This is a genomic window from Nocardia nova, assembly GCF_002933465.1.
Lineage (GTDB): Bacteria > Actinomycetota > Actinomycetes > Mycobacteriales > Mycobacteriaceae > Nocardia > Nocardia nova_B.
In genome coordinates this window covers 510,083-535,335 of sequence record NZ_PSZE01000001.1, presented here as the reverse complement: position 1 = coordinate 535,335, position 25,253 = coordinate 510,083, and the positions used below count along the sequence as shown (strand labels likewise).

The following is a 25,253-nucleotide window of genomic DNA, read 5'->3' as shown; positions in this document are numbered from 1 at the left end:
GAAGGGTCCGGAAATAGAGGACGGCCCCAGCCTCCTCCCCCCCCGGCTGGGGCCGTCCTCTATTTCCGGACCCTTCAGCTGTTACTCGGCGTGCAGTGTTTATCCACAGCCCGCGAGTTGTCCACATTCGGCGTTACGACCCTGGTTCGCCCTGCCGATCCGGGCGAGGCTGCTGACATGAATTCCGTTGCAGCAGTTCCTCCTCCGGCGCTGGTGCTGGTCGGTGACCGCCGGTTACGCGACGAGGTGCGTCGCATCGCGGCCGCCGCCGACCGTGGCCTGGACGAACGGTCGATGCCAGTCGGCAGGCATGCCTGGGCCGCGGCCGCGCTGGTGATCATTGATCTGGCGGCGGCGCGTACCTGCGCGGCCGCCGGATATCCGCGGCGCTCGGGCGTCGTGCTGGTCGGCAGCGGTGAACCGGACCTCGACCATTGGCAGGCCGCCGCGGCGGTCGGAGCCGAGCAGGTCATCTCGCTGCCGAGCGCTACCGAAACACTGATCGAGGCCTTCGCCGCCTACGCCTGGCGCGATCCCGGGGACGGGCTCGTCCTGGCCGTCGTCGGTGCCGGGGGCGGTGCCGGGGCCTCGGTCTTCGCCGCGACGCTGGCTCTGGCCGCGGCGGCCCGGCGGTTCCGGCCGCAGATCCTGCTCATCGACGGCGACCCGCTCGGCGGCGGCATCGATCTGCTGCTGGGTATCGAGTCGGTGCCGGGTCTGCGCTGGCCGGAACTGTCCGTCGAGGACGGCCGGGTGGCCGCGCAAGCCCTGCACGACGCATTACCCGCCGCCGCACCGGGACTCGGCGTATTGGCCTGCAGCAGACCGGCCGGCTCCGGACCGGACGATATCGGCACCGGCGCAGCGCGTGCCGTTGTCGAGGCCGGCCGCGGCGCCGGCGATCTGGTGGTCTGCGATATCTCCGGCAGTCGGGGCCCGCATACCGATCATCTCCTCGACGCCGCCGATCTCGTCGTCTTCGTGGTCCCGGCCCGGTTGCGTGCGGTGGCGGCCGCGGGGGCGGTCGTGGCGGACATCGGTCGTCGAAATCCGAACCAGGCCTTGGTTGTTCGAGGACCCGCGCCGGGCGGGCTGCGCGGTCGGGATATCGCGGAGGCATTGGGGCTGCCGCTGCTGGCCGCTATGCGCGCCCAACCCGGACTGGCGGCGGAGCTGGAACGTGGCGGGCTGACGCTCAGCCGCGGGCCGCTCGCGGCCGGGGCGGAGTCGGTGCTGTCCGCACTACCGGAGGGTGCTCGATGAGCGGCGTGGTGAGTGCCGAACTCCTCGACCGAGTTCGGGAGCGACTGGCCGCTCAGCCCGGCGAACACAATCCGGCACGCCTGGCGGCTGCCATCCGCGCCGAAGCCGGCCGAGTCCTCGGCGATACGGACCTGCTGCGCGCATTGCGCCTGCTGCAGACGGAGATGACCGGCGCGGGTGCGCTGGAACCGCTGCTGCACGATGCCCGGGTCTCCGATGTGCTGGTGACCGCGCCCGATGCGGTCTGGATCGATCGCGGTAGCGGTCTGGAACGCACCTCGATCCGCTTTCCGGACGAAGCGGCGGTGCGGCGCCTGGCTCAGCGTCTGGCGCTCGCCGCCGGCCGGCGGCTCGACGATGCGCAACCGTGGGTGGACGGGCGGTTGCCGGAATACGAGCGAGCGCCCGGCGAGAGCTTCGGAGTGCGGCTGCACGCGGTCCTCGCGCCCATCGCACAGGGCGGGACGTGTATCTCGCTGCGGGTACTGCGCCCGGTCGGCCACAGCCTGCGCGGACTGACCGCCTCCGGAACGCTCACGTCGGAGTCGGAACTGCTGCTGGAGAAGATCGTTCGCGCACGGCTCGCATTCCTCGTGGTCGGCGGCACCGGCGCCGGGAAGACCACGTTGCTGTCGGCTCTGCTGGCGCACGTCGACCCCGCCGAACGCATCGTATGCGTCGAGGATGCCGCCGAACTGTCGCCACCGCATCCCCATGTCGTCCGGCTGGTCGCGCGTATCGCCAATGTGGAGGGCGCGGGTGCCATCACGGTCCGGGACCTGGTCCGGCAGGCGCTGCGTATGCGGCCGGATCGGATCGTCATCGGAGAGGTGCGCGGGGCCGAGGTGGTGGACCTGCTCACCGCACTGAATACCGGACACGACGGGGGTGCCGGGACAGTGCATGCGAACTCGCCACGAGAGGTCCCCGCTCGTCTGGAAGCCCTTGCGGCACTGGGCGGAATGGGCCGGGCGGGGCTGCACAGCCAGCTCGCCGCGGCCGTCCAGGTCGTGCTCGCGATGCGGCGCCGTCCCGACGGTGGGCGAGTCCTGCAGGAGATCGGGCTGGTGACGCGTGAAGGGGAGGCCGGTGTGCGTATCGAGACGGCCTGGTCGGCGGATTCCGTTGTGGCACCGGCGAATACCGCGCTGCACCGGTTGCTGAACGAACGGTTGCGGCGATGATCCTGAGCCTGCTGGGCGGCGCGGCAGCGCTGCTGCTCCTGCCCACTGCACCCCGGCGGAAACGGCTTCGTGCCCTGTGTGGACGACCGGATGGAGCACGAAATGATTGGAGCCGCTGGATCATTCGCGGTGCAGCCGCTTCCGCGGTGGGGGCGGCGGTCGTCTTCGGTCCCGGGTCCGCGGGTGCGGCCGCGGTACTCGCCACCACGCTGACTGTGCGTTCGAAGAACCGCCGCGCGGAACGCCGCCACGACGACGAATGCCGGAAACTGCTGGAAGGGCTGGAAGTGGTGATCGGGGAACTGCGTACCGGTGCGCATCCCAGCGCTGCCGCCGCGGTTGCGGCCACGGAGATCGGTGGCGCCGCCGGAGCGGCCTTCGCGGTGAGCGCCGCGCGGGCCCGGCTCGGCGGTTCGGCCGCGGATGGATTGCGCGGCCGTCCCTGCGCCGTCACGACCGAACTGGATCGTGTCGCGGATGCGTGGGGGGTGGCCGAGCGGCACGGCCTGGCATTGGCCGAACTGTTGAGTGCGGCCCGCGACGACCTCGCCGGGCGAATGCGGTTCAGCGAGCGCACGACCGCCGCCCTGGCGGGTGCGCGTGCCAGCGCCGCGGTGCTGGCCGGACTCCCGCTCCTCGGCATCGCGCTCGGACAGCTGATGGGCGCGCACCCACTGCAGGTGCTGATGAGCCGAGGGGTCGGAACCATCGTCTTTCCGCTCGGCGCCGGACTCATCGGTGTGGGATTGCTGTGGGCGGATGCCATCACGCGGCGGGTATCGGTATGAACGGTCTGTCGATGGCACTGCTCTGTTCCGGTGCCGCGCTATTGACCCTTCCGGGCCGGATCACATCAGTCGCCCGCCTTCGCGCGGCCCACGGTGTCGCTCCCGCACCGCAGCAGATCCCGCGCCCGGCCACCGGCGACCCATTGGCGGTGGCCTCGGCCCTCGATCTGCTCGCCTCGTGTCTGCGGGCGGGCCTGCCGACCGCCACGGCGGCCCGCGCGGTTTCCTCGACCGCCCCGGAACCCTTCGCCTCGGCGCTGCGCCGGGCGGCGGAACTGCTGGCGCTCGGCGCGGACCCGGTCACGGCCTGGGAGCGCGCGGCCCTGGAAGCGCCCGTTGCGGAGATGTACGCGCTCGCCCGGCTGGTGCGTCGTTCGGCCCGCTCCGGTGCGGCCCTGACCGGTGCGGTCTCCGAACTCGCGGAAAAGTGCCGCGCGGCGGTCGAGGATGCGGCCGCGGCGCATGCGGAACGCGCGGGCGTGCTCATCAGCGGCCCGCTCGGGCTGTGCTTCCTGCCGGCCTTCGTCTGCCTCGGCATCGTCCCGGTGGTCGCCGGACTGGCCGGTCGAGTACTGGGCGGCGGGTTGTGGTGACCACACGAGAGACTCGGTGCGGATCCGCCGTGCCGACCGTAGAGAAAGGGGAGACCGATGCTGGCGGCAACGCAATCGGTTGTGCGAGAACTACGTTCGCGGCTGATCGAGGTGGCGGCGACCGACGACGGGATGAGTACCGCCGAATACGCCATCGGGACGATCGCGGCAGCGGCGTTCGGGGCGGTGCTCTACACCGTGGTCACCGGCGATTCCATCGTGAACGCGCTGACCAAGATCATCGACAAGGCGCTGAATACCACCGTATGAGGTCTGCTCGTCCGGGCGAACGGGGTGCGGTCACGGTCGAGGCGGCCATCGCGCTGGCGGCGGTGGTAGTGGTCGTCGTGCTCTGCCTGGGAGCGTTGCTGGCGGCGTCGATGCAGATCCGCTGTATCGACGCCGCTCGCGAAGCGGCTCGTCTCGCGGCGCGCGGTGCGGAGGCGGAAGCTCTGCCGGCAGCGCAGCAGGTGGCGCCGCCCGGCGCCGACATCGAGTTGCGTGCGGAGGGCGACCGGATCGTCGCCACGGTTCGGGCGCGGGCGCCGCTGCTCCCGATGCTGCGGTTACGGGCCGAAGCGGTAGCGGTACGCGAACCAGGCGAGCCGCAATGACACCGGCCACAGTGCCAGTCGCGTATCGCAGCCGCGGGTGCGACGGGGGTGTCACTGTCACGGCATGTTTGGCGCTCACCGCACTGCTGCTGGTGACGGTCGTGACTGTGCAGTTCGCGGCGGTGGTCTGTGCGCGCCACCGAGCGCAGAGTGCGGCCGATTCGGCGGCATTGGCAGCAGCGGGCGCACTGGATTCCGGCGCTGGATCGGCCTGCGACCGAGCGGATTCGGTGGTCCGGCGAATGCGGATGCGGGTACAGACGTGTTCGGTCCGGGATTGGGATGTGACGGTAACCGTCGACGATTCGGTAACGCTCGCTCTTTTGGGCAAGCGATCAGTTGTGGCGGTCGCGCGGGCCGGTCCGGTCAGTGCGGGAAAACGATCATGAATACCGGACGGTTGGTGTGAGAAAGAATGGGTGACCGAAGCCACACGCAGTGCGGTAAGTGTGGTGGATTTCCCATTCGATCGGCATTCAATTCCACCGGGGCAATTGCGCAAGCATTCGACGCTGCGGGATTCTGATAAATGCACACATGTGAATGCCCATATGGCCATTATTCGCTAGGGCAATGCGCCGGTTAACATGATCGGCTTCCTTTTTATTCCCAGTGGCGCCGTCGGACTCGATGCCGGCATGCGGTCCGTGGTGGGACGCGCCGACGTCTACCGACGGTGTCCGCATCGTCACGAAACGGATTCGGGCAGGTCATCGGGCCGAAATGTTATCCGCGTGGGTCAGCTCGGCGCATCGTCGGGCAGATCGGCGAGGACGGCCGTCAGGAGGGCGGCCGCGCCCTCCTTGTCCAGCGGGGAATTCCCGTTACCGCATGTGGGGGACTGGACGCACGAGGGGCAACCCTGCGGGCAGGAACAGGAGGTGATGGCCGCCCGCGTCGCCGCCAACCAGGTCCGCAAGCGGGTGAACCCGCGCTCGGCGAAGCCGGCCCCGCCGCGATGGCCGTCGTAGACGACGACGGTGGGGAGTCCGGTATCGGGGTGTTCGGCGATGGAAACGCCGCCCACATCCCAGCGGTCGCAGCTAGCGACCAGCGGCAGGATTCCGATCGCCGCATGTTCGGCGGCGTGCAGGGCGCCGGGTACGCGGCGCGGCTCGATCCCCGCAGCGGCCAGCAGGCGCGGCGTGACGGTGTAGAGCACGGCCTGGGTCGGCAGTGTCTGCTCGGGCATGTCGAGTTCGACGAGGTCGAGAACCTCTCCGCTGGGAAGCGTGCGCAGATAACCGACCACCTGGCGGGTCACCCGGACCCGGGCCAGGGCGGCGGTGACACGGCCGTACACCTGCTCGTGCGTGCGCTCGTCGATCGCCACCGAGGTGACCATCCGGGCGCTCGTGGTCCATCCGGGCTGTTCGGCGTGGACGAAGGCGACTCCGGCCTCGAGATCCAATTCGTCGACCACGTAGGTCTCGCCTTGATGCAGGTGGACCGCCCCGGCGTGCAGTGTCGCTGGCGCCCGGCCGGAATCCGCGCTGCCCAGCAGCCGGCCGCTGGTCGCGTCCACGATCGCGATCTGGGAGCCGATTCCGCCGCGCACATCGACGTCGTCATGGGGATAGGCGCTCGAGGTCGGATACCAACGAGCCGGACCGCCGCCGTTCTTCCGGCGCTTGATCAGGCCCTGCGCGGCCAGGTCGGCGGCCACGTCCCGGACGCCCAGGTCGTCGATCTCAGCGTCGGTCAGGGGGTGTTCGCAGGCCGCGCACAGCAGGTGCGGGCCGGCGACGTAGGGATTGTGCGGATCGGTGATGGTCGCCTCGATCGGCTTGTCCAGCAGGGCGTGCGGGTGGTGGACGAGGTAGGTGTCGAGCGGATCGTCGCGGGCCACCAGCAGTACCAGCGAGCCCTGGGTGCGACGGCCCGCGCGGCCTGCCTGCTGCCAGAACGAGGCGACGGTTCCCGGGAAACCGGCCATCACCACGGCATCGAGCCCGGCGATGTCGACGCCGAGTTCGAGTGCGGTCGTGGTGGCCGCGCCCAGCAGCGACCCGTCCGCAAGGCCGTTCTCCAGTTCCCGCCGGTCCTCGGCCAGGTATCCGGCCCGATAGGCCGCCACTCTTTCGGCCAGCGCCGGATCCACCTCGGCCAGCATGCGCTGCACGTCGATGGCGACGACCTCGGCGGCCCGGCGGGAGCGAACGAAGGTCAATGTCCGCGCCCCCTCGACGACCAGGTCGGTCATGATGCGGGCGGCCTCGGTGGTGGCCGCCCGCCGCACCGGGGCGCCGTTCTCGCCACTGAGGTCGCCGAGCAGCGGTGGCTCCCACAGCGCGACCGTTCGCGTGCCCTGCGGCGAGCCGTCCTCGGTCACCGCGGTCACCGGCGCACCGATCAGCCGTGCGGCAGCCGCGGCCGGATCGGCGCTGGTGGCCGAGCATAGGACGAAGGTCGGATTCGCGCCGTAATGTGCGGCCAGCCGCCGCAACCGGCGCAGCACCATCGCGACCTGGGACCCGAATATGCCGCGATACGCATGGCATTCGTCGATCACCACGTAGCGCAGCCGCCGCAGCATCCGCGCCCAGCGCTGATGCGCTCGCAATATGCCGATGTGCAACATGTCTGGATTGGTGAACAACCACCGCGCATTCGCCCGCACCCACTGCCTGACCTCGGGTGGAGTATCGCCGTCGTAGGTGGCCGGATGGATATCGCGCAGGCCGCCGGCATGGGTCAGCTGCGCGGCCGCGCGGAATTGGTCGGCCCCGAGCGCTTTGGTCGGCGATATATACAGAGCGGTCGCTCGCGAATCCCGCCGCAGGTCGGTCAATACCGGCAGCTGATAGCCCAGGGATTTGCCCGAGGCGGTCCCGGTGCTGACGACGACGTGTGTGTCCGAGGCGGCCAGTTCCGCGGTTCGAATCTGATGCGTCCACGGTGCGTCGACACCGGATTCCCGCAGGGCGTCGACCACTTCCGGAGCGGCCCAGGAGGGCCAGCCGGTGATGCGCGCCGGCCGGGCCGGGAGTTCGGTCACATGGGTGATACGACTCTCCGCATCGGGCACTCCGAAAAGGACACGATTCAGCAACGATGTTCCGTAGCAGCTCGTCTCCGCGGGTGCGGCGTCCGATCCCGGGCCTTTCGGATTCATCGGACCGAGACCGTGCGACGCGAAGAAAGTGTGAACCGTGTGTGCCGCCCTCGTCCGAGCTGCCAATTCACTACAGAGTAGCGACCTGCGTCACAGTCTGTTTGCCTGACACTCGCTCGGTTATCGCTAAGCAAACCTACTTCAAGTTTGGATTTGGGCATTGTGCCCCTCACCTGCACATTCGCAAGATCATCTTTTTTGCAAATTGTCGGTAACTCGGCTGTCGAATTGCGCGCGGACATGGTTCACTGGTTCTCGGTCGCAAGCTTCTGTGTTCGAGGGAACGGATCAAAGGTCCAAACCATCAGCAGGATCGATGTTGCGAACGGTGTGCTTGAAGCTTCCTGCAGGGGGAACAGAGTACAGCGGTCGGAACGGACCCGGTGGACCAACCTAACTTGTCCGCCGTTCCGGTATGGAAAGAGAAGGAACAGAATGGCACAGGGAACTGTGAAGTGGTTCAACGCGGAGAAGGGGTTCGGCTTCATCGCGCCCGAGGACGGCTCCGCTGACGTCTTCGTCCACTACTCCGAGATTCAGGGTTCGGGCTTCCGCACCCTCGAGGAGAACCAGAAGGTCGAATTCGAGGTCGGCCAGGGCACCAAGGGCCCGCAGGCCACCGGAGTTCGCGCGCTCAGCTGAGCGAGTAACCCAACAAGATCCGATCTCTCGTCCCTCACCGCGAGCACGCGGTGAGGGACGAGTCGTATGCGGGGCAAGTAGACTCGATCGAAAACCGGGGCTTTTCGACGTGATCGGGTTGCCCACAAGGGGGTTTTTCTGCAGTTCGCAGCCATTTCGGTTCGGACGGTACGGACGGGGAAGTACCGCGCAGAACAGCCGAGACTCCTGGGTCGCGGGTCCGCAGTGCGGACTCCACGACGGCGAAACACGGTATAAACGTCTCTGGCGGGAGACATTTGTCTCTCCCTCTTGCCCCAGCCACGCGCCGCGCGCCTGCGCCGCGCGGGTCGACAGGAAAGGTGTGTTCGCCGGTGGCAACACGAGACCGCGGTGCATCGCCGACTCCCGATGCGGCCTCCGCCGGGCCCGATGCGGCCGCATCCGGCCGGGGGCGTCCCCTGCGTCGTCTCGTCATCGTCGAGTCGCCGACCAAGGCACGCAAGATCGCGCCCTATCTGGGCCGCGGTTATACGGTCGAGGCATCCGTCGGTCATATTCGGGACCTGCCACGCGGTGCCGCGGATGTGCCCGCCAAATACAAAGGCCAGTCCTGGGCCCGGCTGGGTGTCGATGTCGACCACGATTTCGAGCCGATCTATGTCGTCAGTCCGGACAAGAAGGCCAAGGTCTCGGAACTGAAGACGCTGCTGCGCGATGCCGACGAACTGTATCTGGCCACCGACCCCGACCGCGAGGGCGAGGCCATCGCCTGGCACCTGCTCGAGACGCTGAAGCCGAAGATTCCGGTCCGGCGAATGGTGTTCCACGAAATCACCGAGCCGGCCATTCGCGCCGCCGCGGCCGATACTCGCGAACTCGACAACGACCTGGTCGACGCCCAGGAAACCCGGCGCATCCTGGACCGCCTCTACGGCTACGAAGTCAGCCCCGTGCTGTGGAAGAAGGTGATGCCGCGGCTGTCGGCGGGCCGCGTGCAGTCGGTGGCGACGCGGATCGTCGTGCAGCGCGAGCGCGAGCGCATCGCGTTCCGTTCCGCGGAGTACTGGGATATCGCGGCGAAATTCGACGCCGGCGGCGGCGGGAGCGACGAGGCCAACCCGCGCATCTTCGGGGCGCGGCTGGTCACGGTCGACGGTGCACGCGTCGCGGGCGGCCGGGATTTCGGGTCCGACGGTCAGCTCAAGACCCGCAACGGTGTCACCGTGCTCGACGAAGCCGCGGCACGGCGGCTGGCCGCAGCACTGGAGAATGCGAATTTCCAGGTCACCTCGGTCGAATCGAAGCCGTACACCCGGCGACCCTATGCGCCCTTCATGACCTCGACGCTGCAGCAGGAGGCCGCGCGCAAGCTCCGCTTCGGGTCCGAGCGCACGATGCGGGTGGCGCAGCGGCTGTACGAGAACGGCTACATCACCTATATGCGTACCGACTCCACGACGCTGTCGGAGTCGGCGATCAGCGCGGCGCGGGCGCAGGCGACGCAGTTGTACGGACCGGAGTTCGTGCATCCGACGCCGCGGCAGTACACCCGCAAGGTCAAGAACGCCCAGGAGGCGCACGAGGCGATCCGGCCCGCCGGTGACACCTTCGCCACCCCGGGCCAGCTGCACGCCCGGCTGGACCAGGACGAATTCCGGCTCTACGAGCTGATCTGGCAGCGTACGGTCGCCTCGCAGATGGCCGACGCGCGCGGCACCACGCTGACGGTCCGGATCACCGGCCGCGCCGGTACGGGCGAGGAATGCGTGTTCTCCGCATCCGGTCGCACCATCACCTTCGCCGGCTTCCTCAAGGCCTATGTGGAAAGTGTCGACGAGGACGCGGGCGGTCAATCCGACGACGCGGAGTCGCGGCTGCCCGCGCTGACCGAGGGCCAGGACGTCAGCGCCACCGAGCTGACGCCCGATGGGCATACCACCAATCCGCCCCCGCGCTACAACGAGGCCTCGCTGATCAAAGCGCTCGAGGAGCTGGGCATCGGACGCCCGTCGACCTACGCCTCGATCATCAAGACCATTCTGGACCGCGGCTACGTCTACAAACGCGGTAGTGCGCTGGTGCCGTCCTGGGTGGCGTTCGCTGTGGTCGGCCTGCTGGAGGAGTACTTCGGCCGTCTGGTCGACTTCGATTTCACCGCGGCCATGGAAGACGATCTCGACGCCATCGCCGGCGGTCGCGAGCAGCGCGGAAACTGGTTGACCAGCTTCTATTTCGGTGGTGATCACGGCGCAGAGGGTTCGGTGGCGCGTTCCGGCGGACTGAAGCGAATGGTCGGTGAGCGGCTCGACGATATCGATGCCCGCGAGGTCAACTCGATCAAGATGTTTACCGACGATCAGGACCGCGACATCGTGGTCCGGGTCGGGCGCTTCGGTCCGTATCTGGAGCGCATGGTGCAGAACCCGGACGATCCGGATGGCGATCCGATCTCCCAGCGCGCCAATCTGCCCGACGATCTGCCGCCGGACGAGTTGACGCCCGAGGTCGCGGAAAAGCTGTTCGCCACTCCGCAAGAGGGGCGTTCGCTCGGTGTGGATCCCGAAACCGGACATCGGATCGTGGCCAGGGAAGGTCGCTTCGGGCCGTATGTCACCGAGATCCTGCCCGAGCCGGAGGCCGATCTCGACGCCAAGAAGGGCGCCAAGAAAGCCGCCGCACCCAAACCGCGGACCGGCTCGCTGCTCAAGTCGATGGATCTGTCGACCATCACCCTCGAGGATGCGCTGAAACTGCTGTCGCTGCCGCGGGTGGTCGGCAAGGATCCCGAATCCGGTGACGAGATCACCGCGCAGAACGGCCGCTACGGCCCGTATCTGAAGAAAGGCACGGATTCTCGCTCGCTCGCCACCGAAGACCAGATCTTCACCGTGACCCTGGACGAGGCGTTGAAGATCTACGCCGAACCCAAGCGGCGCGGACGGCAGGCGGCGAGTGCGGCGCCACTGCGAGAGTTGGGCAACGACTCCGCCACCGGCAAGCCGATGGTCATCAAGGACGGGCGGTTCGGCCCGTATGTCACCGACGGCGAAACCAATGCCAGCCTGCGCAAGGGTGACGAGGTGGAGTCGATCACCGACGAGCGGGCCTCCGAACTGCTCGCCGATCGCCGCGCCAAGGGGCCGGTGAAGAAGGCGGCCAAGAAGACCGCGAAGAAGGCGCCGGCGAAGAAGGCGGCGGCGAAGTCGACGGCGAAGAAGACCACCGCGACCGCTAAGAAGACCACCGCGAAGAAGACCGCGACCAAGAAGGCGCCGGCGAAGAAGGCGGCGGCGAAGAAGGCGGCGGCGAAGTCTCCGGCCGAGTCGTAGCGGGCAGTCGAGTAGTAGGCGGCGGCTTCTCGGTGCCGGTCGGCTTGTCGGTGCGGCCGATTAGGGTGTAGCGCGTGGCAGGTGTCTTCGATCGGCTCGTGGGCCAGGACTCGGTCGAGTCCGAGTTGACCGCTGCCGCCGTGGCGGCGCGCGCCGGAATCGCGTCCTCGGCGATGACGCACTCCTGGCTGTTCACCGGGCCGCCCGGCTCCGGCAGATCCGTTGCGGCACTGTGCTTTGCGGCCGCGCTGCAATGTACGGGCGAGGGCACTCCCGGTTGCGGCCACTGCCATGCCTGCGCCACCACCATGGCCGGTACCCACGGAGACGTCCGGCGGGTGATTCCGGAGGGCCTGAGCATCGGCACCAAGGAAATGCGCGAGATCGTGCAGGTCGCGGCCCGGCGTCCCAGCACCGGACGGTGGCAGGTCGTGGTGATCGAGGATGCCGATCGGTTGACCGAGGCCGCGGGCAACGTGCTGCTGAAGGTGGTCGAGGAACCACCCGAGCGGACCGTGTTCCTGCTGTGCGCGCCGTCGGTGGACCCGGAGGACATCTCGGTCACTCTGCGATCCCGTTGCCGGCATATCCACCTGGTCACGCCCGCTGTGGACGCTATCGCCCAGGTGCTGCGCGAGCGTGACGGGCTGGACCCGGAACAGGCGGCGTGGGCGGCTTCGGTGAGCGGCGGACATGTCGGTCGCGCCCGCCGCCTCGCGACCGACGAGCAGGCCCGTGCCCGCCGGACCCGGGCATTGTCGCTGGTCTCGGCGGTCGCTCGCCCGGCCGCGGCCTATGCGGCCGGTGACGAGCTGGTCAAATCCGCTGAGGAGGAGGCCAAACAGGTCAGCGCGGAACGGGACGAGCGCGAACGCGACGAGCTGGCGACCGCGTTGGGTGCCGGCGGCACCGGGAAAGGCGCCGCCTCGGCCACCCGCGGTTCCGCCGGTGTGCTGAAGGATCTCGAGCGCCGCCAGAAATCCCGCGCCACCCGCACCAGCCGCGATGCCCTCGACCGGGCGTTGATCGACGTCGCGGGCCTGTACCGCGACGCGCTGGCGCTGCGTTTCGGGACCTCCGCCGCGAATCCGCCTCCGGCGATCACCCTCACCCACCCCGACCTGTCGGATCAGATCCGCGATCTGGCCGACGAGGTGCGGCCCGAGGGGCTGCTGCGCTCCATCGAGGCCGTCCTCGCCTGCCGCGAGGCCCTCGATCTGAACGTCAAACCCCGCTTTGCCATCGCCGCGATGGTCGCTGGGCTCATCGCGGCCCGCTCCGCCTGACATACCGGCGTGACCGGCCCTCGATTGGATGGGTCACCACACCGCCGACGGCGGCGCCCGCCTGATGATCGCGCAAGGGATCGTCCGCGCCCCTGATCGTTATCCACGATGCGGCTGTGGACGCCGGTGCGGCATCTCGCTTCGCCGTGCTGGACCACCAGCCGCCAAGGCTCGCAGGCGGGCCGAAATCATGGGCACACTGCCGCGATGACCTGCCGTTTTCGTGTTCGGTCGCCGAAGACGATAGACTCGCACCGCCGCATGGCACGCCGCCTTAGCTCAGTCGGTAGAGCGCTTCACTCGTAATGAAAAGGTCGGGGGTTCGATTCCCCCAGGCGGCTCGCAGGTCAGAGGCCCTTTCCGGGAAATCCGGGAAGGGCCTCCGACGTTTCAGTCCGCACACAGTCCGCACGAGCAGGACGTACCGCTAGTTACCAGCGGACATCGCAGCGTCCAGCAAGTCCGCCGAGGCGGACATATCGTCCGGGAACAGGCCGATGTAGCGGCGCATCGTGAAACCGGGATCGGCGTGGCCCATGAGCTTGGAAACCACCTCGACGCGCACCCCCGAGGACGCGGACAGGCTCGCGTAGGTGTGGCGGAGATCGTGCGCGGTGAGCGGCAGCAGGCCCACCAGTTCCGCCGCCGGTTTCAGGACGCGCCGGTTCCAGTTCGTCCGCCGGATCGGTCCGCCGCCGGGAGCCGTGAACGCCCAATCGTCGGCCTTGCGGCCCTTCAGGTGCTGGCGCAGTTCGGTGTGCATCGACTTCGGGATCGGCACCCAGCGAGTCTTTCTCGACTTGGTGTCTCCCGGTTCGTCCTCGTCGACGGCAAGCGAGCCGTCCACGCGGACGCGCCCCTTCTTCAGATCGACGTCGGACACCTGCAACCCGCTCAGTTCGCCGACCCGGAGACCGGTGTAGGCGAGGAAGCGGATAGCGAGCCCGTCCGGCGACGGGTCGGCCGCCGGGACGATCGGCACGCCCTTCTTGTCCACCGGCAGGGGCCCGCCGGTCTCGCCCTTGATATCGGTACGCGCGCCCGGTCGCTTGGTGCTCGCGCGGTAGTCGGCAGCGGCAGCCAGTAGCGCGACTTCGGCGTGAGTGAGAAACCGGTCCTTCGCCGACGGCAGCGGCGGGAGCTTGACCCCGGCCGACGGGTCGGCGCGCAGGTGGTCCGGGATCGCCAGCGTGAGCACACCGCGCAGCGCGACGAAACACCGGTGAACCGTCGCCGGTGACAGGCCCTTGTCGGTCAGTTCGGCGACCCAGGACACGATGTCGGTCTTGGTAATGCTGCCTATCTCGCGCGGGTCGAACGTCGGCCGGACGTGGTTCTTCAGCACCGACTTGTGCGCCGACGCGGTCGACTTCGGAGCGCTGGCAAGGGACTTCACCCACAGGTCGGCGACCACGGAGAAGGGCGTACCGACCTTGTGCGGGTCGCGGTAGGTGCCCTCGTGAATCTCGGTGACCATCTTGGTCTTGTGGTCTTCGGCCTGCCCGCGCTTGTCGAAACTCTTCGACTTCGGCGTGCCGGTTGGGTCGTTCCAGTGGACGATGTAGCGCTTGCCGACCGGCACCCGCTTGCCGTTCGCGTCGGTCTTCCATCGTGACGTCGGCCGCGACCGGTCGCCGTCGATGTAGTGCCGGTCTTCGATGCGGACATTTCCGGGCTTGCGGCGGGGCTTGCGGGTGGTGTTCTCCGGTGTGCTCACGTAACGAACGGTACCAGTCCGCACAGAGTGAAAATGTCAGAGGATGCCCCGTTATCGAACTGTTACCCGTGGTCGATGCGGGCCGGTCGGAAGGCGTTCCCGAGTATCGCCGGGGTGTCCGGCGGCCGAGCGTTGTAAGGCGTGACGCGCAAGGCTTACACGAAATGTGTTGCGCAACATCATGTTTCATTTGAATGTGGCCCGGTGCGCGTGCTGTTCTTCTTCCTGTACCGCCGCATACCGCCACAGCACGGAGGAAACCGAAATGACCGAGAACCACGCCGCCGGGCGTACCTACCCGGACCGTATGAACACCGAGCAGGCATCCGCGTACCTGGGTGGCTTCCTGGCACCCCAGACGCTGAAGAACATGCGCAATCTCGGTATCGGCCCGCGTAGCTACCGGATCGGTCGCTCTGTCGTCTACGACCGGGCCGACCTGGATCTGTATGTCGCTCAGCAGAAAGCGGCCACGCTCGTCGGCGCGTAGTCCGGCATCCCATCCAAGGGCCTGGAAATCATCGAGTGCCGTTGGCGCTCAACACAATTGAAAGAGGCCCACACGTGCCAGAAATGAAGAACGCGACCCCCGCCGCTGAACGGGGGTCGCGCCAAGGAGAATCAACCGGGAGATTCCAGCCCGAGTCTACCGCGTCCGTCGGACACATTTCCGGTGACCTGCTGGATTCCGCCCTGGACTACGCGGAGACCGGGTTGCGGGTGTTCCCGCTGGCCCCGTCCCGCATCGGCGGCAAGGCCCCGCTGACGTCGAACGGATTCAAGTCCGGCACCACCGACCCGGCCGTGATCCGGCGATGGTGGGAGAAGTGGCCGGATGCCAACGTCGGTGCGGCCGTGCCCGCTGGTCACATCGTGGTTGATCTCGACCTGTACAAGGGTGCGGCCGACGTCCTGGCGGCCCTGGAGGACCGTCTAGGCCCGCTTCCGGACACCCTCACCTGTGAGACCGGCGGGGGTGGCGAACACCGGTGGTTCACCGTTCCCGACCTCACTTTCCGAGCGCCCGGCAAGGGCATCGACTTGCGTTGCGCGGGCCGGGGTTACGTCGTGATGCCGCCCAGCGTCCACGTCAGCGGCGGGCCCTACGTCTGGCGTGACGAGAGCGCCCCGGCGGCCCCGCTTCCGGCCGCGTGGGTGGACGAACTGGCCTCGACCCGGCCACGGCCCGCCACCCGCACAACAGGACTCCCGGACCCGGTCACCGTCGGTGTTACCGCGTGGCTCGAGGCGATGCCACGCGGCAGGCCGGATGAGGCGATGAGGGTTGCGGTCGGCGAGCGGACCCTGGAGAAGGCGATGCGGGCCGGTGCGCACGAGACGGCCCGCGACCGCGTCTATCACGTCCTCCGCCTCGGGGCCGAAGGGCATCCCGGCGCGGCCGGTGGGATCGCGTTGATTCTCGGTGCGTTCCTGCGGGAGTTCGAGCGTCGTCGCCGTGTCGGTCTGGCTCGCGCCGAGAGTCAGGAAGCGGCCATGGATGAGTTCCTTCGCCTTATCTCCGGCGCGGCCCAGCGCATCGGGGGTACGTCGTGCGAAAACTGATCTTGGCGGTCGGCGAGGATGCCGCGCAGGTGGACGCGGTCGGATACGACGACTCGACCCCGGCCGACATCCCGGAAACGGCCCGCTTGGCGTCGATGGTCCTGCGGGAGTTCGAAGAACTCCGAGACGAGACCGATGATGACGAGGACGAGGACGAAATAGACACGGCGGGAACGGATTCCGACCTGGAACTGTTCGAGTCCAAGTTGTTCGACGGCGCGTCCTTCATCCTGGACGCGCCGGACGTCCCGGCCGCCTGGTGGGGTGAAGGTTCCAAGGTGCTCGCCGCGCGGGGTGAGGCGACGATGCTCGCCGGTGTCGCCGGTGTCGGCAAGAGCACCATCGAAGGGCAGTTGGTCCGCGCGTCCCTGGGGCTGCAATCCCACGTGCTCAACCTGCCGGTCCAAGAGTGCCCGCGTGTGCTGGTGCTGGCGATGGACAGGCCCGCTCAGCTTCAGCGAGCGTTTCAGCGGGTGTTCGGCGCGAAGGACCGGGAAGTCCTCGCGCGGTTGGTGTTCTGGAAGGGCCCGCCACTGGAGGACTTCGCCGTCCGGCCGGAAGCGTTCCTGGAACTGGTGGAGCGCGCCGGACTGCGACCGGGTGATCGGGTGTTCGTCGACAGCCTCAAGGATGCCGCTATCGGCCTGTCCGAGGACCGCGTAGGTGCCGGATACAACCGCGCCCGGCAAGCCGTGCTGGCCGCTGGGTTCGATGTGTTCGAACTGCATCACCTGGTGAAGCGCAGCGCGGACGGAGGCCCGCCGAAGTCTCTCGCCGACCTGTACGGGTCGACGTGGCTGGCGAACGGGGCCGGGTCGGTCGCCGTGCTGATCGGCGAGCCCGGCGACCCGATCGTCCGCATGGTTCACCTGAAACAACCGATGGACGATTGCGGCCCGCTCACCGTCCACCACGATCACACGGCCGGTACGTCCTGGGTCGACGTGGCCGAGGACGACATAGTCGAGATCGTCCGGGCACAAGGCAACGACGGATGCACGGCGGAGGATGCCGCCGTGCTGCTGTTCGCCACCGCCCGGCCGTCCAAGGCCGATCAGGAGAAGGCCCGCCGGAGACTCACGGCAGCGGTGAACCGGGGTGCGCTGGTGAAGCGAACCCAAGGCGCTGGCCGGGGTGCGCAGTCTCGGTGGTTCCTCGCTCACGGAGGTCCCGAGAAAGTCACGCCCGGCGATGGAAACCGTGACTTTCTCGGCGAAACCGCTGGTCAGAAAGTCACGCTAAAAGGGAGCGCCCGAAAGTCACGGGAGGGGTGAACAGCCGTGACTTTCTGCCATAAGCGCAGGTCAGAAAGTCACGCGGTAAGTCACGGAAAGTCACGCACGAAAGTCACGGTTCCTACCTCCCTGAAAGGGAGGAGGTAGGGAACCGATTCGGCATCAACAAGGAGAACAGGAACACCGAGATGATCATCATCGACAACACCGGCGAGCGATTCGACCCGGACACCCCGCCAGGGCCCGCCGACCACATCAACGTCACGGCGTTGAACCGGCGGGCCCGGAAGGAAGCGGCAGCGATCCAAGGGACCGCGCCGATTCTGGAAGCCCAGGCCCAGGCCGAGCACACCGAGCGTGTAGCGGCGGCCGAGGCCGAGAAAGCGGCCCGGGTGTCCGCCGGTGGCGGCGTGGACATCGCTACGGAACTCCGGGGCGAGATCGGCGCGGCTGTCGCCGGTGTGCTCGCCCTGGACGGGATCGACGCGGCGGCCCGCAAGGTGCGCGCCCGGATCGACGGCGAGATCACCGAGATAACCGAGCAGCAGGCAGCCAAGGCCCAGCGCGAGCACCGAGCGGGCCTACTGGCCGAGGCATGGGACGCGGCATCGGCCAAGCAGCGGGTACCGGAATTGATGGCCCCGCACCTGCATTGGTCCGCGCACGTGCGGCCCCAGGGCAGCGCGGAAATGCTTGCCATCACCATGCGGGAGGAACTGAACGTCGAGCACGCGGTGAGGCGGCAGGCCCGGGTGCTCGAGCGGCTGGCTGACCTCGACGCGCTGATCACAGAGCAGGCGGTAGCGATCCTGGACACGGCGGGCAGCGCGGCCGACACCTTGGCGGAAGCGGGCCTGTCGGTATCGGCCACCGCCGAGGACATCCTGAACGCCGAGGACCTAGGGGTCGCCGAGGCGTGGCGAGTGTGGCAGGGGTCGGTAGCGCGGTGGTCGGAAATCCAGTCGGCCCGGCGCTGGGTCGCGGTGGCGCTCGCGCACGGATTCAGTCCGCGCCATCCCGGTCAGCTGATCGCCGATGCCGACACCACCGGCACCGAGGCGAACACCTGGGGGTCGCAGTGGGTAGAGGTCGCCATGCCGACCTACGTGGTCGGCGCGTCCGCCGCGCTGGTGTGGTGGCTGCGCAATCGTCCGGCACCGGCCGGGATCACAGAGAGTGAGGTAGCAGCATGAGCGGCAAGGGATTCGGCGAGTATCTGACCGAGCACTACCGCAGCACCGGCCGACGCCGGACCGACGCCGAGGCGGCCGACGAGCAGGCCAAGCGCGACGGCGACGAGCACACGCGCAAACAGTCCGAGGAGTGGAAGCCCGGCGAACACGGATATGAGCGCGGTTTCGGCCGATACCTCAAGTGAGTTCGGTTCGTCGCTCAGCGTGGCGCACAGCCCCGATTACGGCACCTGCGGGTGTGGCGGGTCGGGGCTGCTGTTGTAGATGGAACCGGACTCCGGGGGTGGGACCCCTCCCCGCCCGTTCGCACGGAGGGCAGCCGCGTACTGCCCTTCCCCGCGTGAGCCGGTCGTAACGTACGGAATCACCACAACGAAAACGCCCTGACCTGCGGTTTCAGCTCCCGCGGAATGGTCCTCGACCCGCACGCGGGGCCTCCCGCAAGCCCTCTAGCGCCGCCACTGGCGTGAGATCCATTGCCGCCATGAGGTTTTCGTCTCGGCATCCTCGCCGAGCGCGACGCGAACCCCGGCCATTTTTGACACGCCGTGCGACGCTGGTAGGTACGTGTACCCCGTAGTGGTACACGATCGAGAGCGGGGCGAACATGGCGAACGCGAAAGCGCGACCGAAGACGGGCACCGGTGCCGAGCTGGCGAAGTTCTACGCCGACAAGGCGGCCGAGGCCGGGGTGATCCTCGAGCACGACGACACGGTGCTGATCACGCAGGCCGCCGCGACGGTGGATCTGATCGCCGAGCTACAAACCGACCTCGACGCCAACGGCGCGATGCTGACCACGGCAGCGGGCACGGTGAAGGTCAACCCGGCGAGCGTGGAAGTCCGGCAACAGCGGCTCACCCTGTCTCGGCTGTCGGTGCTGATCGACCGCCGGATACGTGAGGCCGTCGCCGGTGGCGCGATGCTCCACGGCGGCCAGCCCGGCCCGCGCGGCGTCTACGGCGGCACCGGCGGGGACGGCGCGCCGAACAGCGGGCGCAATGCGGCGGCGGCAGCGCGGCGCGGCCGAGGCAAGGCGGCCCGGTGATGGCTCGACTCGCACAGCCCCACGACCCGGCGCACGCGGCGGCCGTCCGCCGTCCCGGCATCCTCACGTTCGAGAGCGTGCCGAAGCGGTTGCGGCCGAGCGCATTCCGCCGGTGGCTCGACGACGTCCCTGCCACCCCGCAGACCGACGACGAGCGGGACGCCGCGTACGGCGCAGAGTGGCAGGCGAACCCGTACGCCTCCCGCGCGAGCGCCCCGGCGCGGCCGATCCCGTTCTCGCACTGGCGCGAAGAGGTGGCCTCCCAGCGCCACCACGATGCCTATATCGACTGGCTCGCCGACCACGGGCTGACCTCCCCCGCCGGGGTGGCCGCGTCGGCGTGGCGCTGGTCGGCGTTCGAGGCGTGGGAGCGGGCCGCGACCGAGGCGAAGCGGTGACCGATCGGAGCGGGACGGACCCCGCCGAACTGTTCGTACCCGGCCGTTGCTCGAACGGGCACGAATTGACCCCGCCGACAACGCATGTGCGCACATGCGCCCGCCGACCAGACCCACACCCACCAGACCGACCAGAGGAGCAAGGAGAGCGCAGCATGAGCCGGAGCGGAACGAACGGGTCCGATCCCACCGCGCGGGTTGCGACGGCGGGCCGCCGACGGAACCGACGATGTGCCGCACTGATCAGCGACTCGGAACCGGCTGTGAGTCCGCACCAGTCCGCACACAGTCCGCACGGCGAAAGTATGCACCGGTATTTTCGAGTGAATCGCCGGTACAGTGCGGTACTGTAATCCCAGTTCAGACGGTGTTTTGCGGTAGTCGCCGGTAAGGGTCGGTATGCGGCGGTAATTCGATGAACATAACTCGTAATGAAAAGGTCGGGGGTTCGATTCCCCCAGGCGGCTCCACACTTCCTGGTAGAGCCGGTTTCCGGCTCTCGTAATTCGGACCAGGGCCGAAGTCACAACGAATTCCCACCTAATTCGGCTGACGTCGCAGGTCAGCGCGTTCCGCTGACAGGGCGATCGAGCGCATCGGCAGCAGCCTGGTGGGCGCGTCCGCGAGCCATGTAGCGCCGTTGGGTCGTGGCCGGATCGACGTGCATCAGGACGTCCGCGGTGACTCGTGCCGACAATCCGGCGTCGTCGAGGATGGTGGCCACGGCGCCGCGGAAACTGTGCGCGGTGATGTCGTCGGGGATACCGAGCGCATCCCGGACGCGTTGCCACTCGTGGCCGACGTTCTGTGGATCGCGCAGCGTCCACACGGCTGAGGGGAAAACGAGGTCCAGTACTCCGGCCTCGGGATCGGGCGGGGACGCCAGCCTGCGTGCGGCCAGGGCGGCTCTACGGCGCTTCAACATCTCCACTGCGAACTCGGGCAACGCGATGATTCCCCGGCGGTTCTTGGGGTCATCGTCCTTCTCGATGCGCTGAAGGCCCTTTCCTGTGACGCGAATAACTTTTCCGCTCGTCCGAAGTGTTCGGCGTTCGAGGTCGATGTCTGTCCACAGCAGGCCCAGGATTTGGCTACGGCGCAGGCCTGTTGCCGCGAGCAACGTCACCCAGTCGGCGAGGTCGGCGACTTCGCAGTAGTTGGCGACGGTAGGCGGGGTGTAGGACTTCACCGGTGTCTTGCGGGTGCCTTTGGCCTTTGAAAGCTTTCGGGGACAGGGGAGTTCGGATGTCCGCACGGCGGTGAGGATGAAGCGCAGTTCCTCGACGGTGATGTCTCGGGCTCCGCCGGTGCGCCCCTTGGTCTCGATGTTCTTCGCGAGTTGTGATTCGCGAACCGGGTTGACGCTCAGTGCGCCCTTGCGGACGGCGTAGCGGAACATGCCCGATGATCGACGAACACACCCGCGAATCTCTGCTGCACGTGGTGGAACGGTCGATCACCGCCGAGCGGCTGGTCGCCGAGCTGGAGACGGTGTTCGCCGCTACCGGCGGGCCGCCGAGGATGCTGCGGATGGACAACGGTCCGGAGATGATTTCGGTTGCCCTGCAACGGTTTTGCGCGGATCGGGTCGGGATCTCCTACATTCCACCGGGCACGCCTTGGAACAACGGCTTCGTCGAATCGTTCAACCGGCGACTGCGGACCGAGGGGGCTGCTGCACGATCAGGTGACAGGGGTTAGACAGCCTGCTCGGCTGCTGTGGTCATGATGGTTTCGTATTCGATCGGGGTCAACCGGCCGAGTCAGATGACGATCACGTTGACCGCGAGGGCCGCGAGCACGGCGAGGGCGCGGGCTTGGTTGTAGCGGTGGAGGTCTCGTACGGGTCGCAGCGCGGTGTAGAGCGATAGCGCGACGTAGGTGAGTACGGGTGCGAGCCAGTCGTTGGCGGAGAATCCGCGCAGTCCGTCGGTGTTGAGTTGGGGCAGGTTGGCGCTGGTGCGCCACAGCCATACGGCTGCGCCGGTGATCAGGGTGACGGCGATCGCGTCGGTCCAGGCGTGGCGTCCCAGTCGCCACAGCGCCAGTGGGAGTGTGATCGCGCCGGTGATGAGTGCGGTGAGCAGGATGTGCGGGTGGCTGATGACTGCGTCGGCGACGGTGGTGGTCATGGCGCGCGTCTATTTGGCCGGGGTGAGGTGTGTGGCGTCGAGGGCGGCGCGTAGGCCGTGGGCGAGGGTCACGGCGTTGTCGACGGCCCAGTAGTGCAGGTAGAACAGTCGCGGGTTGTCGGTGAGGGAGTGGTTGTGTACCTCGATGATGTTGATCCCGCCTCTGCGCAGAGCTTGGATGACCGGGTTCACTTCGGCTGCGGTGAGGACGAAGTCGCCGTTGATCGCGGCTTTGCCGTCGCCGGTGGGCTGGAAGTTGATGGTGGTGGTGTCGCCGAAACTCGACGGGACGACGTGGTTGTCGTCGACGATCGTTTCGGCGCGGGCGATGGTGAATTTGTACAGGCCGCCGTCGGCGGTTCCGGTGCGGCCGAGCGCGGCGTCGACGCCGGCGGTGTCGATGTCCACGGGTGGTTGCTGGGCCGGTGGTGCCGCTGGGGCGGGGATGGCGGTGGCATCCAATGCGGCTTTGAGGTTTGTGGCTAGTTGAGCGGGGTCGCCCATGGCGTGGATATGGGTCCACCAGACGGGCGGGGATTGTTCGAGGAGGTGTTTGTGCAGGGCGGTTTGGTCGATGCCGTGTGCGTGCAGGGCGTCGGTGACGCGGGGTAGTTCGTCCTCGGTGACGACGAGGTCGCCCATGAGAAGAGTGGTGTCGTCGTACTTGCCGAATGCCGCGTAACCGCCGAGCGACAGGCCGGGTTTGATCGCGACGCCGCCGGTGGTGACCTGCAGGTCCGAACGCACCAGCGGGATGCGGTACACGGTGTTGCCGTCGCCGAGTTTGCCGGTGCGGCCGAGGATGTCGGTGACCGGTTTCCAGTCCGCGGTTGTGGTGGCGGTCGGGGTGTGGTCGTGCGGAGCCGCGGTGCTGGTCGTAGTGGAACTGGTAGTGGTGCCGCCTCCGGTGTTCGAGCACGCCGCCACTGCCGTCACCAGCAGCGCCGCGGCCACCGCGGCGGCGCATCGACGGGCGGGCTGTGCGGAACCGGTCATGGTGTTTCCCGTCGTTGTGGAGTAGATGTAGGTCAGAGGTTGTGACCGCACGCACAGGTCTATCGGCTCTTCATGAAGCCAGGATGAAGTCCGGAAGGGAACGTCTGTCATGCGCGTGCTGGTCGTCGAGGACGAACCGAAAATGGCCTCCCTGCTGCGCCGCGGCATGGCCGAGGAGGGGTATGCGGTCGATGTGGCCGCCGACGGGCCCGACGGATACGGTGCAGCGGTCAGCCGCGCCTATGACGCGGTCGTGCTGGATGTGATGCTGCCCGGCTACGACGGGTTCGAGGTGTGCCGGAGGCTACGCCGCGAAGCGGTATGGGTTCCGGTGCTGATGCTGACCGCCCGCGGTGCGGTCGCCGACCGGGTCACCGGCCTCGACGAGGGCGCCGACGACTACCTGACCAAACCGTTCCACCTCGACGAACTTCTCGCTCGTCTGCGCGCATTGATCCGGCGCGGACCCATACCGCGACCGACCGTGCTGTCGCTGGGGAACTTGCGCGTCGACACCGCCGGGCGGCGCTGCTGGCGCTCGGACGTCGAAATCACGCTCACCGCCAAGGAATTCGCTCTGCTGGAGATGTTCGCCCGCCAGCCGGGGATGGTTCTGACTCGCGAGGTGCTCACCGAGCACTGCTGGGACTTCGCCTACGAGTCACGCTCCAACGTCGTCGATGTGCACATCCGCAGCTTGCGTGACAAGATCGACCGTCCCTTCGGCGTCAGCTCCCTGGAAACCGTGCGCGGTGCGGGCTACCGTCTGCGCCCCGATGGTGGCCGAAGCGCCAGTGGCGCATCATGATTCGCCGTTGGCCCATCCGTATCCGGCTCACCGCCGCATTCGTGGCGATGATGGCGATCGTCCTGGCTGTCATCGGATTCGTCACTGTCACGCACATGCGCTCGTTCCTGGACAACGCGGTGACGGAATCGCTGGAGTACCAGCTCGCCGAACTGCGGCCGGCGGCGGCCTCGCCCGAACCGGACCTGCCCGGGCCCAGTCAAGACACCGCGATCCAAATCATCACCAGCACAGGCGAAGTGGTGGCGAGCACTCAGCAGCCGCCGGGGCCCGCGGCGTTGTCGACGGCTGAACTGCGCAGCGTCGGAGATGGAACGGTGATCGTCGATCGTCCGGCATTGGCGGGGCTCGCGGGGCCGGTTCGTCTGGCCGCCGCCGGCACCTCGGGCGGCAAGGTTGTGGTAGTTGCCGAGAGCCTCGCCGACCGCGACGCCGCCGTGGCCGACCTGTCGCGTGAGCTTGCCGTCGGGTTTCCGTTGGTGTTGATCGCGGCAGCGATCGGCGCCTACCTGCTGGCGACGGCGGCGCTGCGGCCGGTGGAGCGCATGCGCGCCCGCGCGGCCACCATCACCGACACCGACACCGCCGCCCGGCTACCCGTCCCACGTGCACATGACGAGATATCGCGGCTGGGAACGACTTTCAATGATCTACTGGCCCGGCTGCACGAGGCTGTGGACCGCGAGCGCCGATTCGTCGCCGACGCCGGACACGAACTGCGTACTCCGCTCGGGTTGCTGACCACCGAACTCGAACTCGCCCTGCGCCGCCCGCGCAGCAACGACGAACTCACCACCGCCCTGCGCTCGGGACTCGTCGAGGTGGAACGCCTGTCACGGCTGGCGCGCGCCATGCTGACCGCCACCGCCACACCCCGCGACCCCGACGCACCGCTTCCCGACATCGTGCTGGGGCCGCTCCTGGATACTGTGGTCGCCCGCCACCGCCAGGCCGCCGGGGTGATCACGATCGACACCGCCCCCGGTCTCAGCGTGCGCGCCGATCCCGATGACCTCGACCGCATCCTCACCAACATTCTCGACAACGCCTTCCAACACGGTGCCCCACCGATTTCGATCCGGGCTACGCGCACCGACGCAGCGACCGTGCACGTGGCAATCCGTGACCACGGTCCGGGCGTCGCTCCCGAGTTCCTGCCGACGATGTTCGAACGGTTCACTCGCGCCGACACCGCGCGCACCCGTGGCGGCAGTGGTCTGGGGCTGGCTATCGCAGCGACTCTCGCGGCACGCAACCAGGCAGTCCTCACCGCAGCCAACCACCCGGACGGGGGGCTGGAACTGACTCTCACCTTTTCCTCGACTGCAGGTACATCGCGCACATGAATCGACCGGTTCGGCGATGGT

General features: G+C 68.0%; 25 protein-coding genes and 1 tRNA gene. 21 read left to right on the top strand and 5 right to left on the bottom strand.

Annotated elements, in window-relative coordinates:
• The first annotated feature begins 177 nt into the window (after positions 1 to 177).
• The 7 genes from ssd to C5E41_RS02375 all read left to right on the top strand — a co-directional run bounded on the left by ssd (position 178) and on the right by C5E41_RS02375 (position 4,831).
• Positions 178 to 1,263: a septum site-determining protein Ssd gene (ssd, locus tag C5E41_RS02405; RefSeq protein WP_104374144.1), complete on the top strand. Its 1,086-nt coding sequence runs from the start codon at positions 178 to 180 to the stop codon at positions 1,261 to 1,263.
• Complete coding sequence (locus tag C5E41_RS02400) at positions 1,260 to 2,447, top strand: TadA family conjugal transfer-associated ATPase (RefSeq protein WP_104374143.1); 1,188 nt, start codon at positions 1,260 to 1,262, stop codon at positions 2,445 to 2,447. Before ssd ends, C5E41_RS02400 begins: the two co-directional genes overlap by 4 nt.
• A 146-nt stretch (positions 2,448 to 2,593) precedes the next feature.
• Positions 2,594 to 3,235, top strand: coding sequence for a type II secretion system F family protein (locus tag C5E41_RS02395; RefSeq protein WP_308706013.1), 642 nt, complete (start codon positions 2,594 to 2,596; stop codon positions 3,233 to 3,235).
• Complete coding sequence (locus C5E41_RS02390; protein ID WP_104374141.1) at positions 3,232 to 3,828, top strand: type II secretion system F family protein; 597 nt, start codon at positions 3,232 to 3,234, stop codon at positions 3,826 to 3,828. Before C5E41_RS02395 ends, C5E41_RS02390 begins: the two co-directional genes overlap by 4 nt.
• A gap of 57 nt (positions 3,829 to 3,885) precedes the next feature.
• Positions 3,886 to 4,098 (top strand): DUF4244 domain-containing protein, encoded by a 213-nt coding sequence (locus C5E41_RS02385; RefSeq protein ID WP_104374140.1) that lies wholly within the window; start codon positions 3,886 to 3,888, stop codon positions 4,096 to 4,098.
• Complete coding sequence (locus C5E41_RS02380; RefSeq protein ID WP_104374139.1) at positions 4,095 to 4,442, top strand: TadE family type IV pilus minor pilin; 348 nt, start codon at positions 4,095 to 4,097, stop codon at positions 4,440 to 4,442. The genes C5E41_RS02385 and C5E41_RS02380 overlap by 4 nt, the downstream gene beginning before the upstream one ends.
• Complete coding sequence (locus C5E41_RS02375) at positions 4,439 to 4,831, top strand: Rv3654c family TadE-like protein (RefSeq protein ID WP_104374138.1); 393 nt, start codon at positions 4,439 to 4,441, stop codon at positions 4,829 to 4,831. The genes C5E41_RS02380 and C5E41_RS02375 overlap by 4 nt, the downstream gene beginning before the upstream one ends.
• Before the next feature lie 350 nt (positions 4,832 to 5,181).
• On the opposite strand, the gene C5E41_RS02370 is transcribed toward C5E41_RS02375, so the two are convergent.
• The gene (locus tag C5E41_RS02370) at positions 5,182 to 7,557 is read right to left on the bottom strand and encodes a DEAD/DEAH box helicase (protein WP_104374137.1); all 2,376 of its coding nucleotides are present in this window, start codon (positions 7,555 to 7,557) and stop codon (positions 5,182 to 5,184) included.
• Positions 7,558 to 7,992: 435 nt separating this feature from the next.
• Here C5E41_RS02370 and C5E41_RS02365 point away from each other — a divergent pair, with 435 nt between their 5' ends.
• The 4 genes from C5E41_RS02365 (at position 7,993) to C5E41_RS02350 (ending at position 13,137) form a co-directional block, all read left to right on the top strand.
• Positions 7,993 to 8,199 (top strand): cold-shock protein, encoded by a 207-nt coding sequence (locus C5E41_RS02365; RefSeq protein ID WP_011206895.1) that lies wholly within the window; start codon positions 7,993 to 7,995, stop codon positions 8,197 to 8,199.
• A gap of 440 nt (positions 8,200 to 8,639) precedes the next feature.
• Positions 8,640 to 11,510, top strand: coding sequence for a type I DNA topoisomerase (gene topA, locus C5E41_RS02360; protein WP_181063058.1), 2,871 nt, complete (start codon positions 8,640 to 8,642; stop codon positions 11,508 to 11,510).
• A 74-nt stretch (positions 11,511 to 11,584) separates the two neighbouring features.
• Entirely contained in the window at positions 11,585 to 12,796 is a 1,212-nt protein-coding gene (locus tag C5E41_RS02355) for a DNA polymerase III subunit delta' (protein WP_104374135.1), read from the top strand.
• A 268-nt stretch (positions 12,797 to 13,064) separates the two neighbouring features.
• A tRNA-Thr gene (locus C5E41_RS02350) sits at positions 13,065 to 13,137 on the top strand.
• Between the two features lie 86 nt (positions 13,138 to 13,223).
• On the opposite strand, the gene C5E41_RS02345 is transcribed toward C5E41_RS02350, so the two are convergent.
• Positions 13,224 to 14,513 carry a tyrosine-type recombinase/integrase gene (locus C5E41_RS02345; RefSeq protein WP_104374134.1) on the bottom strand — a complete coding sequence of 430 codons (1,290 nt, stop codon included), beginning with the start codon at positions 14,511 to 14,513 and terminating at the stop codon, positions 13,224 to 13,226.
• A 265-nt stretch (positions 14,514 to 14,778) separates the two neighbouring features.
• Between C5E41_RS02345 and C5E41_RS02340 the strand changes: the two genes are divergently transcribed.
• The 7 genes from C5E41_RS02340 to C5E41_RS02310 all read left to right on the top strand — a co-directional run bounded on the left by C5E41_RS02340 (position 14,779) and on the right by C5E41_RS02310 (position 19,950).
• The gene (locus C5E41_RS02340; protein ID WP_219823072.1) at positions 14,779 to 15,003 is read left to right on the top strand and encodes a helix-turn-helix domain-containing protein; all 225 of its coding nucleotides are present in this window, start codon (positions 14,779 to 14,781) and stop codon (positions 15,001 to 15,003) included.
• A gap of 83 nt (positions 15,004 to 15,086) precedes the next feature.
• Complete coding sequence (locus tag C5E41_RS02335) at positions 15,087 to 16,076, top strand: bifunctional DNA primase/polymerase (RefSeq protein ID WP_104374133.1); 990 nt, start codon at positions 15,087 to 15,089, stop codon at positions 16,074 to 16,076.
• Complete coding sequence (locus tag C5E41_RS02330) at positions 16,064 to 17,350, top strand: AAA family ATPase (protein ID WP_104374132.1); 1,287 nt, start codon at positions 16,064 to 16,066, stop codon at positions 17,348 to 17,350. Before C5E41_RS02335 ends, C5E41_RS02330 begins: the two co-directional genes overlap by 13 nt.
• Before the next feature lie 149 nt (positions 17,351 to 17,499).
• Positions 17,500 to 18,504, top strand: coding sequence for a hypothetical protein (locus C5E41_RS02325; protein ID WP_104374131.1), 1,005 nt, complete (start codon positions 17,500 to 17,502; stop codon positions 18,502 to 18,504).
• Positions 18,501 to 18,689 carry a hypothetical protein gene (locus C5E41_RS02320; RefSeq protein WP_104374130.1) on the top strand — a complete coding sequence of 63 codons (189 nt, stop codon included), beginning with the start codon at positions 18,501 to 18,503 and terminating at the stop codon, positions 18,687 to 18,689. The genes C5E41_RS02325 and C5E41_RS02320 overlap by 4 nt, the downstream gene beginning before the upstream one ends.
• A gap of 422 nt (positions 18,690 to 19,111) precedes the next feature.
• Entirely contained in the window at positions 19,112 to 19,552 is a 441-nt protein-coding gene (locus C5E41_RS02315) for a hypothetical protein (protein WP_104374129.1), read from the top strand.
• The gene (locus tag C5E41_RS02310; RefSeq protein ID WP_104374128.1) at positions 19,552 to 19,950 is read left to right on the top strand and encodes a hypothetical protein; all 399 of its coding nucleotides are present in this window, start codon (positions 19,552 to 19,554) and stop codon (positions 19,948 to 19,950) included. Before C5E41_RS02315 ends, C5E41_RS02310 begins: the two co-directional genes overlap by 1 nt.
• 562 nt (positions 19,951 to 20,512) lie before the next feature.
• On the opposite strand, the gene C5E41_RS02305 is transcribed toward C5E41_RS02310, so the two are convergent.
• A complete protein-coding gene (locus tag C5E41_RS02305; RefSeq protein ID WP_258080668.1) occupies positions 20,513 to 21,349 on the bottom strand; it encodes a site-specific integrase in 837 nt (278 codons plus the stop codon).
• A gap of 5 nt (positions 21,350 to 21,354) precedes the next feature.
• Between C5E41_RS02305 and C5E41_RS02300 the strand changes: the two genes are divergently transcribed.
• The gene (locus C5E41_RS02300; RefSeq protein WP_104374127.1) at positions 21,355 to 21,651 is read left to right on the top strand and encodes a DDE-type integrase/transposase/recombinase; all 297 of its coding nucleotides are present in this window, start codon (positions 21,355 to 21,357) and stop codon (positions 21,649 to 21,651) included.
• Positions 21,652 to 21,713: 62 nt separating this feature from the next.
• Here the strand turns inward: C5E41_RS02300 and C5E41_RS02295 are convergent, their stop codons facing one another.
• Complete coding sequence (locus tag C5E41_RS02295; protein WP_104374126.1) at positions 21,714 to 22,082, bottom strand: hypothetical protein; 369 nt, start codon at positions 22,080 to 22,082, stop codon at positions 21,714 to 21,716.
• A gap of 9 nt (positions 22,083 to 22,091) precedes the next feature.
• A complete protein-coding gene (locus C5E41_RS02290; protein WP_104374125.1) occupies positions 22,092 to 23,078 on the bottom strand; it encodes a DUF1259 domain-containing protein in 987 nt (328 codons plus the stop codon).
• 109 nt (positions 23,079 to 23,187) lie between these two features.
• On the opposite strand from C5E41_RS02290, the gene C5E41_RS02285 reads away from it, so the two are divergent.
• Both C5E41_RS02285 and C5E41_RS35675 read left to right on the top strand, forming a co-directional pair.
• Positions 23,188 to 23,886, top strand: coding sequence for a response regulator transcription factor (locus tag C5E41_RS02285; protein ID WP_104374124.1), 699 nt, complete (start codon positions 23,188 to 23,190; stop codon positions 23,884 to 23,886).
• On the top strand, positions 23,883 to 25,232 hold the full coding sequence (locus C5E41_RS35675; RefSeq protein ID WP_104374123.1) for an ATP-binding protein: 1,350 nt from the start codon (positions 23,883 to 23,885) through the stop codon (positions 25,230 to 25,232). Before C5E41_RS02285 ends, C5E41_RS35675 begins: the two co-directional genes overlap by 4 nt.
• Positions 25,233 to 25,253: the final 21 nt, after the last annotated feature.

Coding starts and splice junctions, on each gene's coding strand:
- C5E41_RS02385 (WP_104374140.1), top strand. CDS start 3,886: ATGCTGGCGGCAACGCAATCGGTTGTGCGAGAACTACGTTCGCGGCTG.
- C5E41_RS02305 (WP_258080668.1), bottom strand. CDS start 21,349: ATGTTCCGCTACGCCGTCCGCAAGGGCGCACTGAGCGTCAACCCGGTT.
- C5E41_RS02285 (WP_104374124.1), top strand. CDS start 23,188: ATGCGCGTGCTGGTCGTCGAGGACGAACCGAAAATGGCCTCCCTGCTG.
- C5E41_RS02365 (WP_011206895.1), top strand. CDS start 7,993: ATGGCACAGGGAACTGTGAAGTGGTTCAACGCGGAGAAGGGGTTCGGC.
- C5E41_RS02295 (WP_104374126.1), bottom strand. CDS start 22,082: ATGACCACCACCGTCGCCGACGCAGTCATCAGCCACCCGCACATCCTG.
- C5E41_RS02380 (WP_104374139.1), top strand. CDS start 4,095: ATGAGGTCTGCTCGTCCGGGCGAACGGGGTGCGGTCACGGTCGAGGCG.
- C5E41_RS02300 (WP_104374127.1), top strand. CDS start 21,355: ATGATCGACGAACACACCCGCGAATCTCTGCTGCACGTGGTGGAACGG.
- C5E41_RS02390 (WP_104374141.1), top strand. CDS start 3,232: ATGAACGGTCTGTCGATGGCACTGCTCTGTTCCGGTGCCGCGCTATTG.
- C5E41_RS02325 (WP_104374131.1), top strand. CDS start 17,500: ATGATCATCATCGACAACACCGGCGAGCGATTCGACCCGGACACCCCG.
- C5E41_RS02375 (WP_104374138.1), top strand. CDS start 4,439: ATGACACCGGCCACAGTGCCAGTCGCGTATCGCAGCCGCGGGTGCGAC.
- C5E41_RS02340 (WP_219823072.1), top strand. CDS start 14,779: ATGACCGAGAACCACGCCGCCGGGCGTACCTACCCGGACCGTATGAAC.
- C5E41_RS02290 (WP_104374125.1), bottom strand. CDS start 23,078: ATGACCGGTTCCGCACAGCCCGCCCGTCGATGCGCCGCCGCGGTGGCC.
- C5E41_RS02335 (WP_104374133.1), top strand. CDS start 15,087: ATGAAGAACGCGACCCCCGCCGCTGAACGGGGGTCGCGCCAAGGAGAA.
- C5E41_RS02370 (WP_104374137.1), bottom strand. CDS start 7,557: ATGAATCCGAAAGGCCCGGGATCGGACGCCGCACCCGCGGAGACGAGC.
- C5E41_RS35675 (WP_104374123.1), top strand. CDS start 23,883: ATGATTCGCCGTTGGCCCATCCGTATCCGGCTCACCGCCGCATTCGTG.
- C5E41_RS02315 (WP_104374129.1), top strand. CDS start 19,112: ATGGCGAACGCGAAAGCGCGACCGAAGACGGGCACCGGTGCCGAGCTG.
- C5E41_RS02310 (WP_104374128.1), top strand. CDS start 19,552: ATGGCTCGACTCGCACAGCCCCACGACCCGGCGCACGCGGCGGCCGTC.
- ssd (WP_104374144.1), top strand. CDS start 178: ATGAATTCCGTTGCAGCAGTTCCTCCTCCGGCGCTGGTGCTGGTCGGT.
- C5E41_RS02400 (WP_104374143.1), top strand. CDS start 1,260: ATGAGCGGCGTGGTGAGTGCCGAACTCCTCGACCGAGTTCGGGAGCGA.
- C5E41_RS02320 (WP_104374130.1), top strand. CDS start 18,501: ATGAGCGGCAAGGGATTCGGCGAGTATCTGACCGAGCACTACCGCAGC.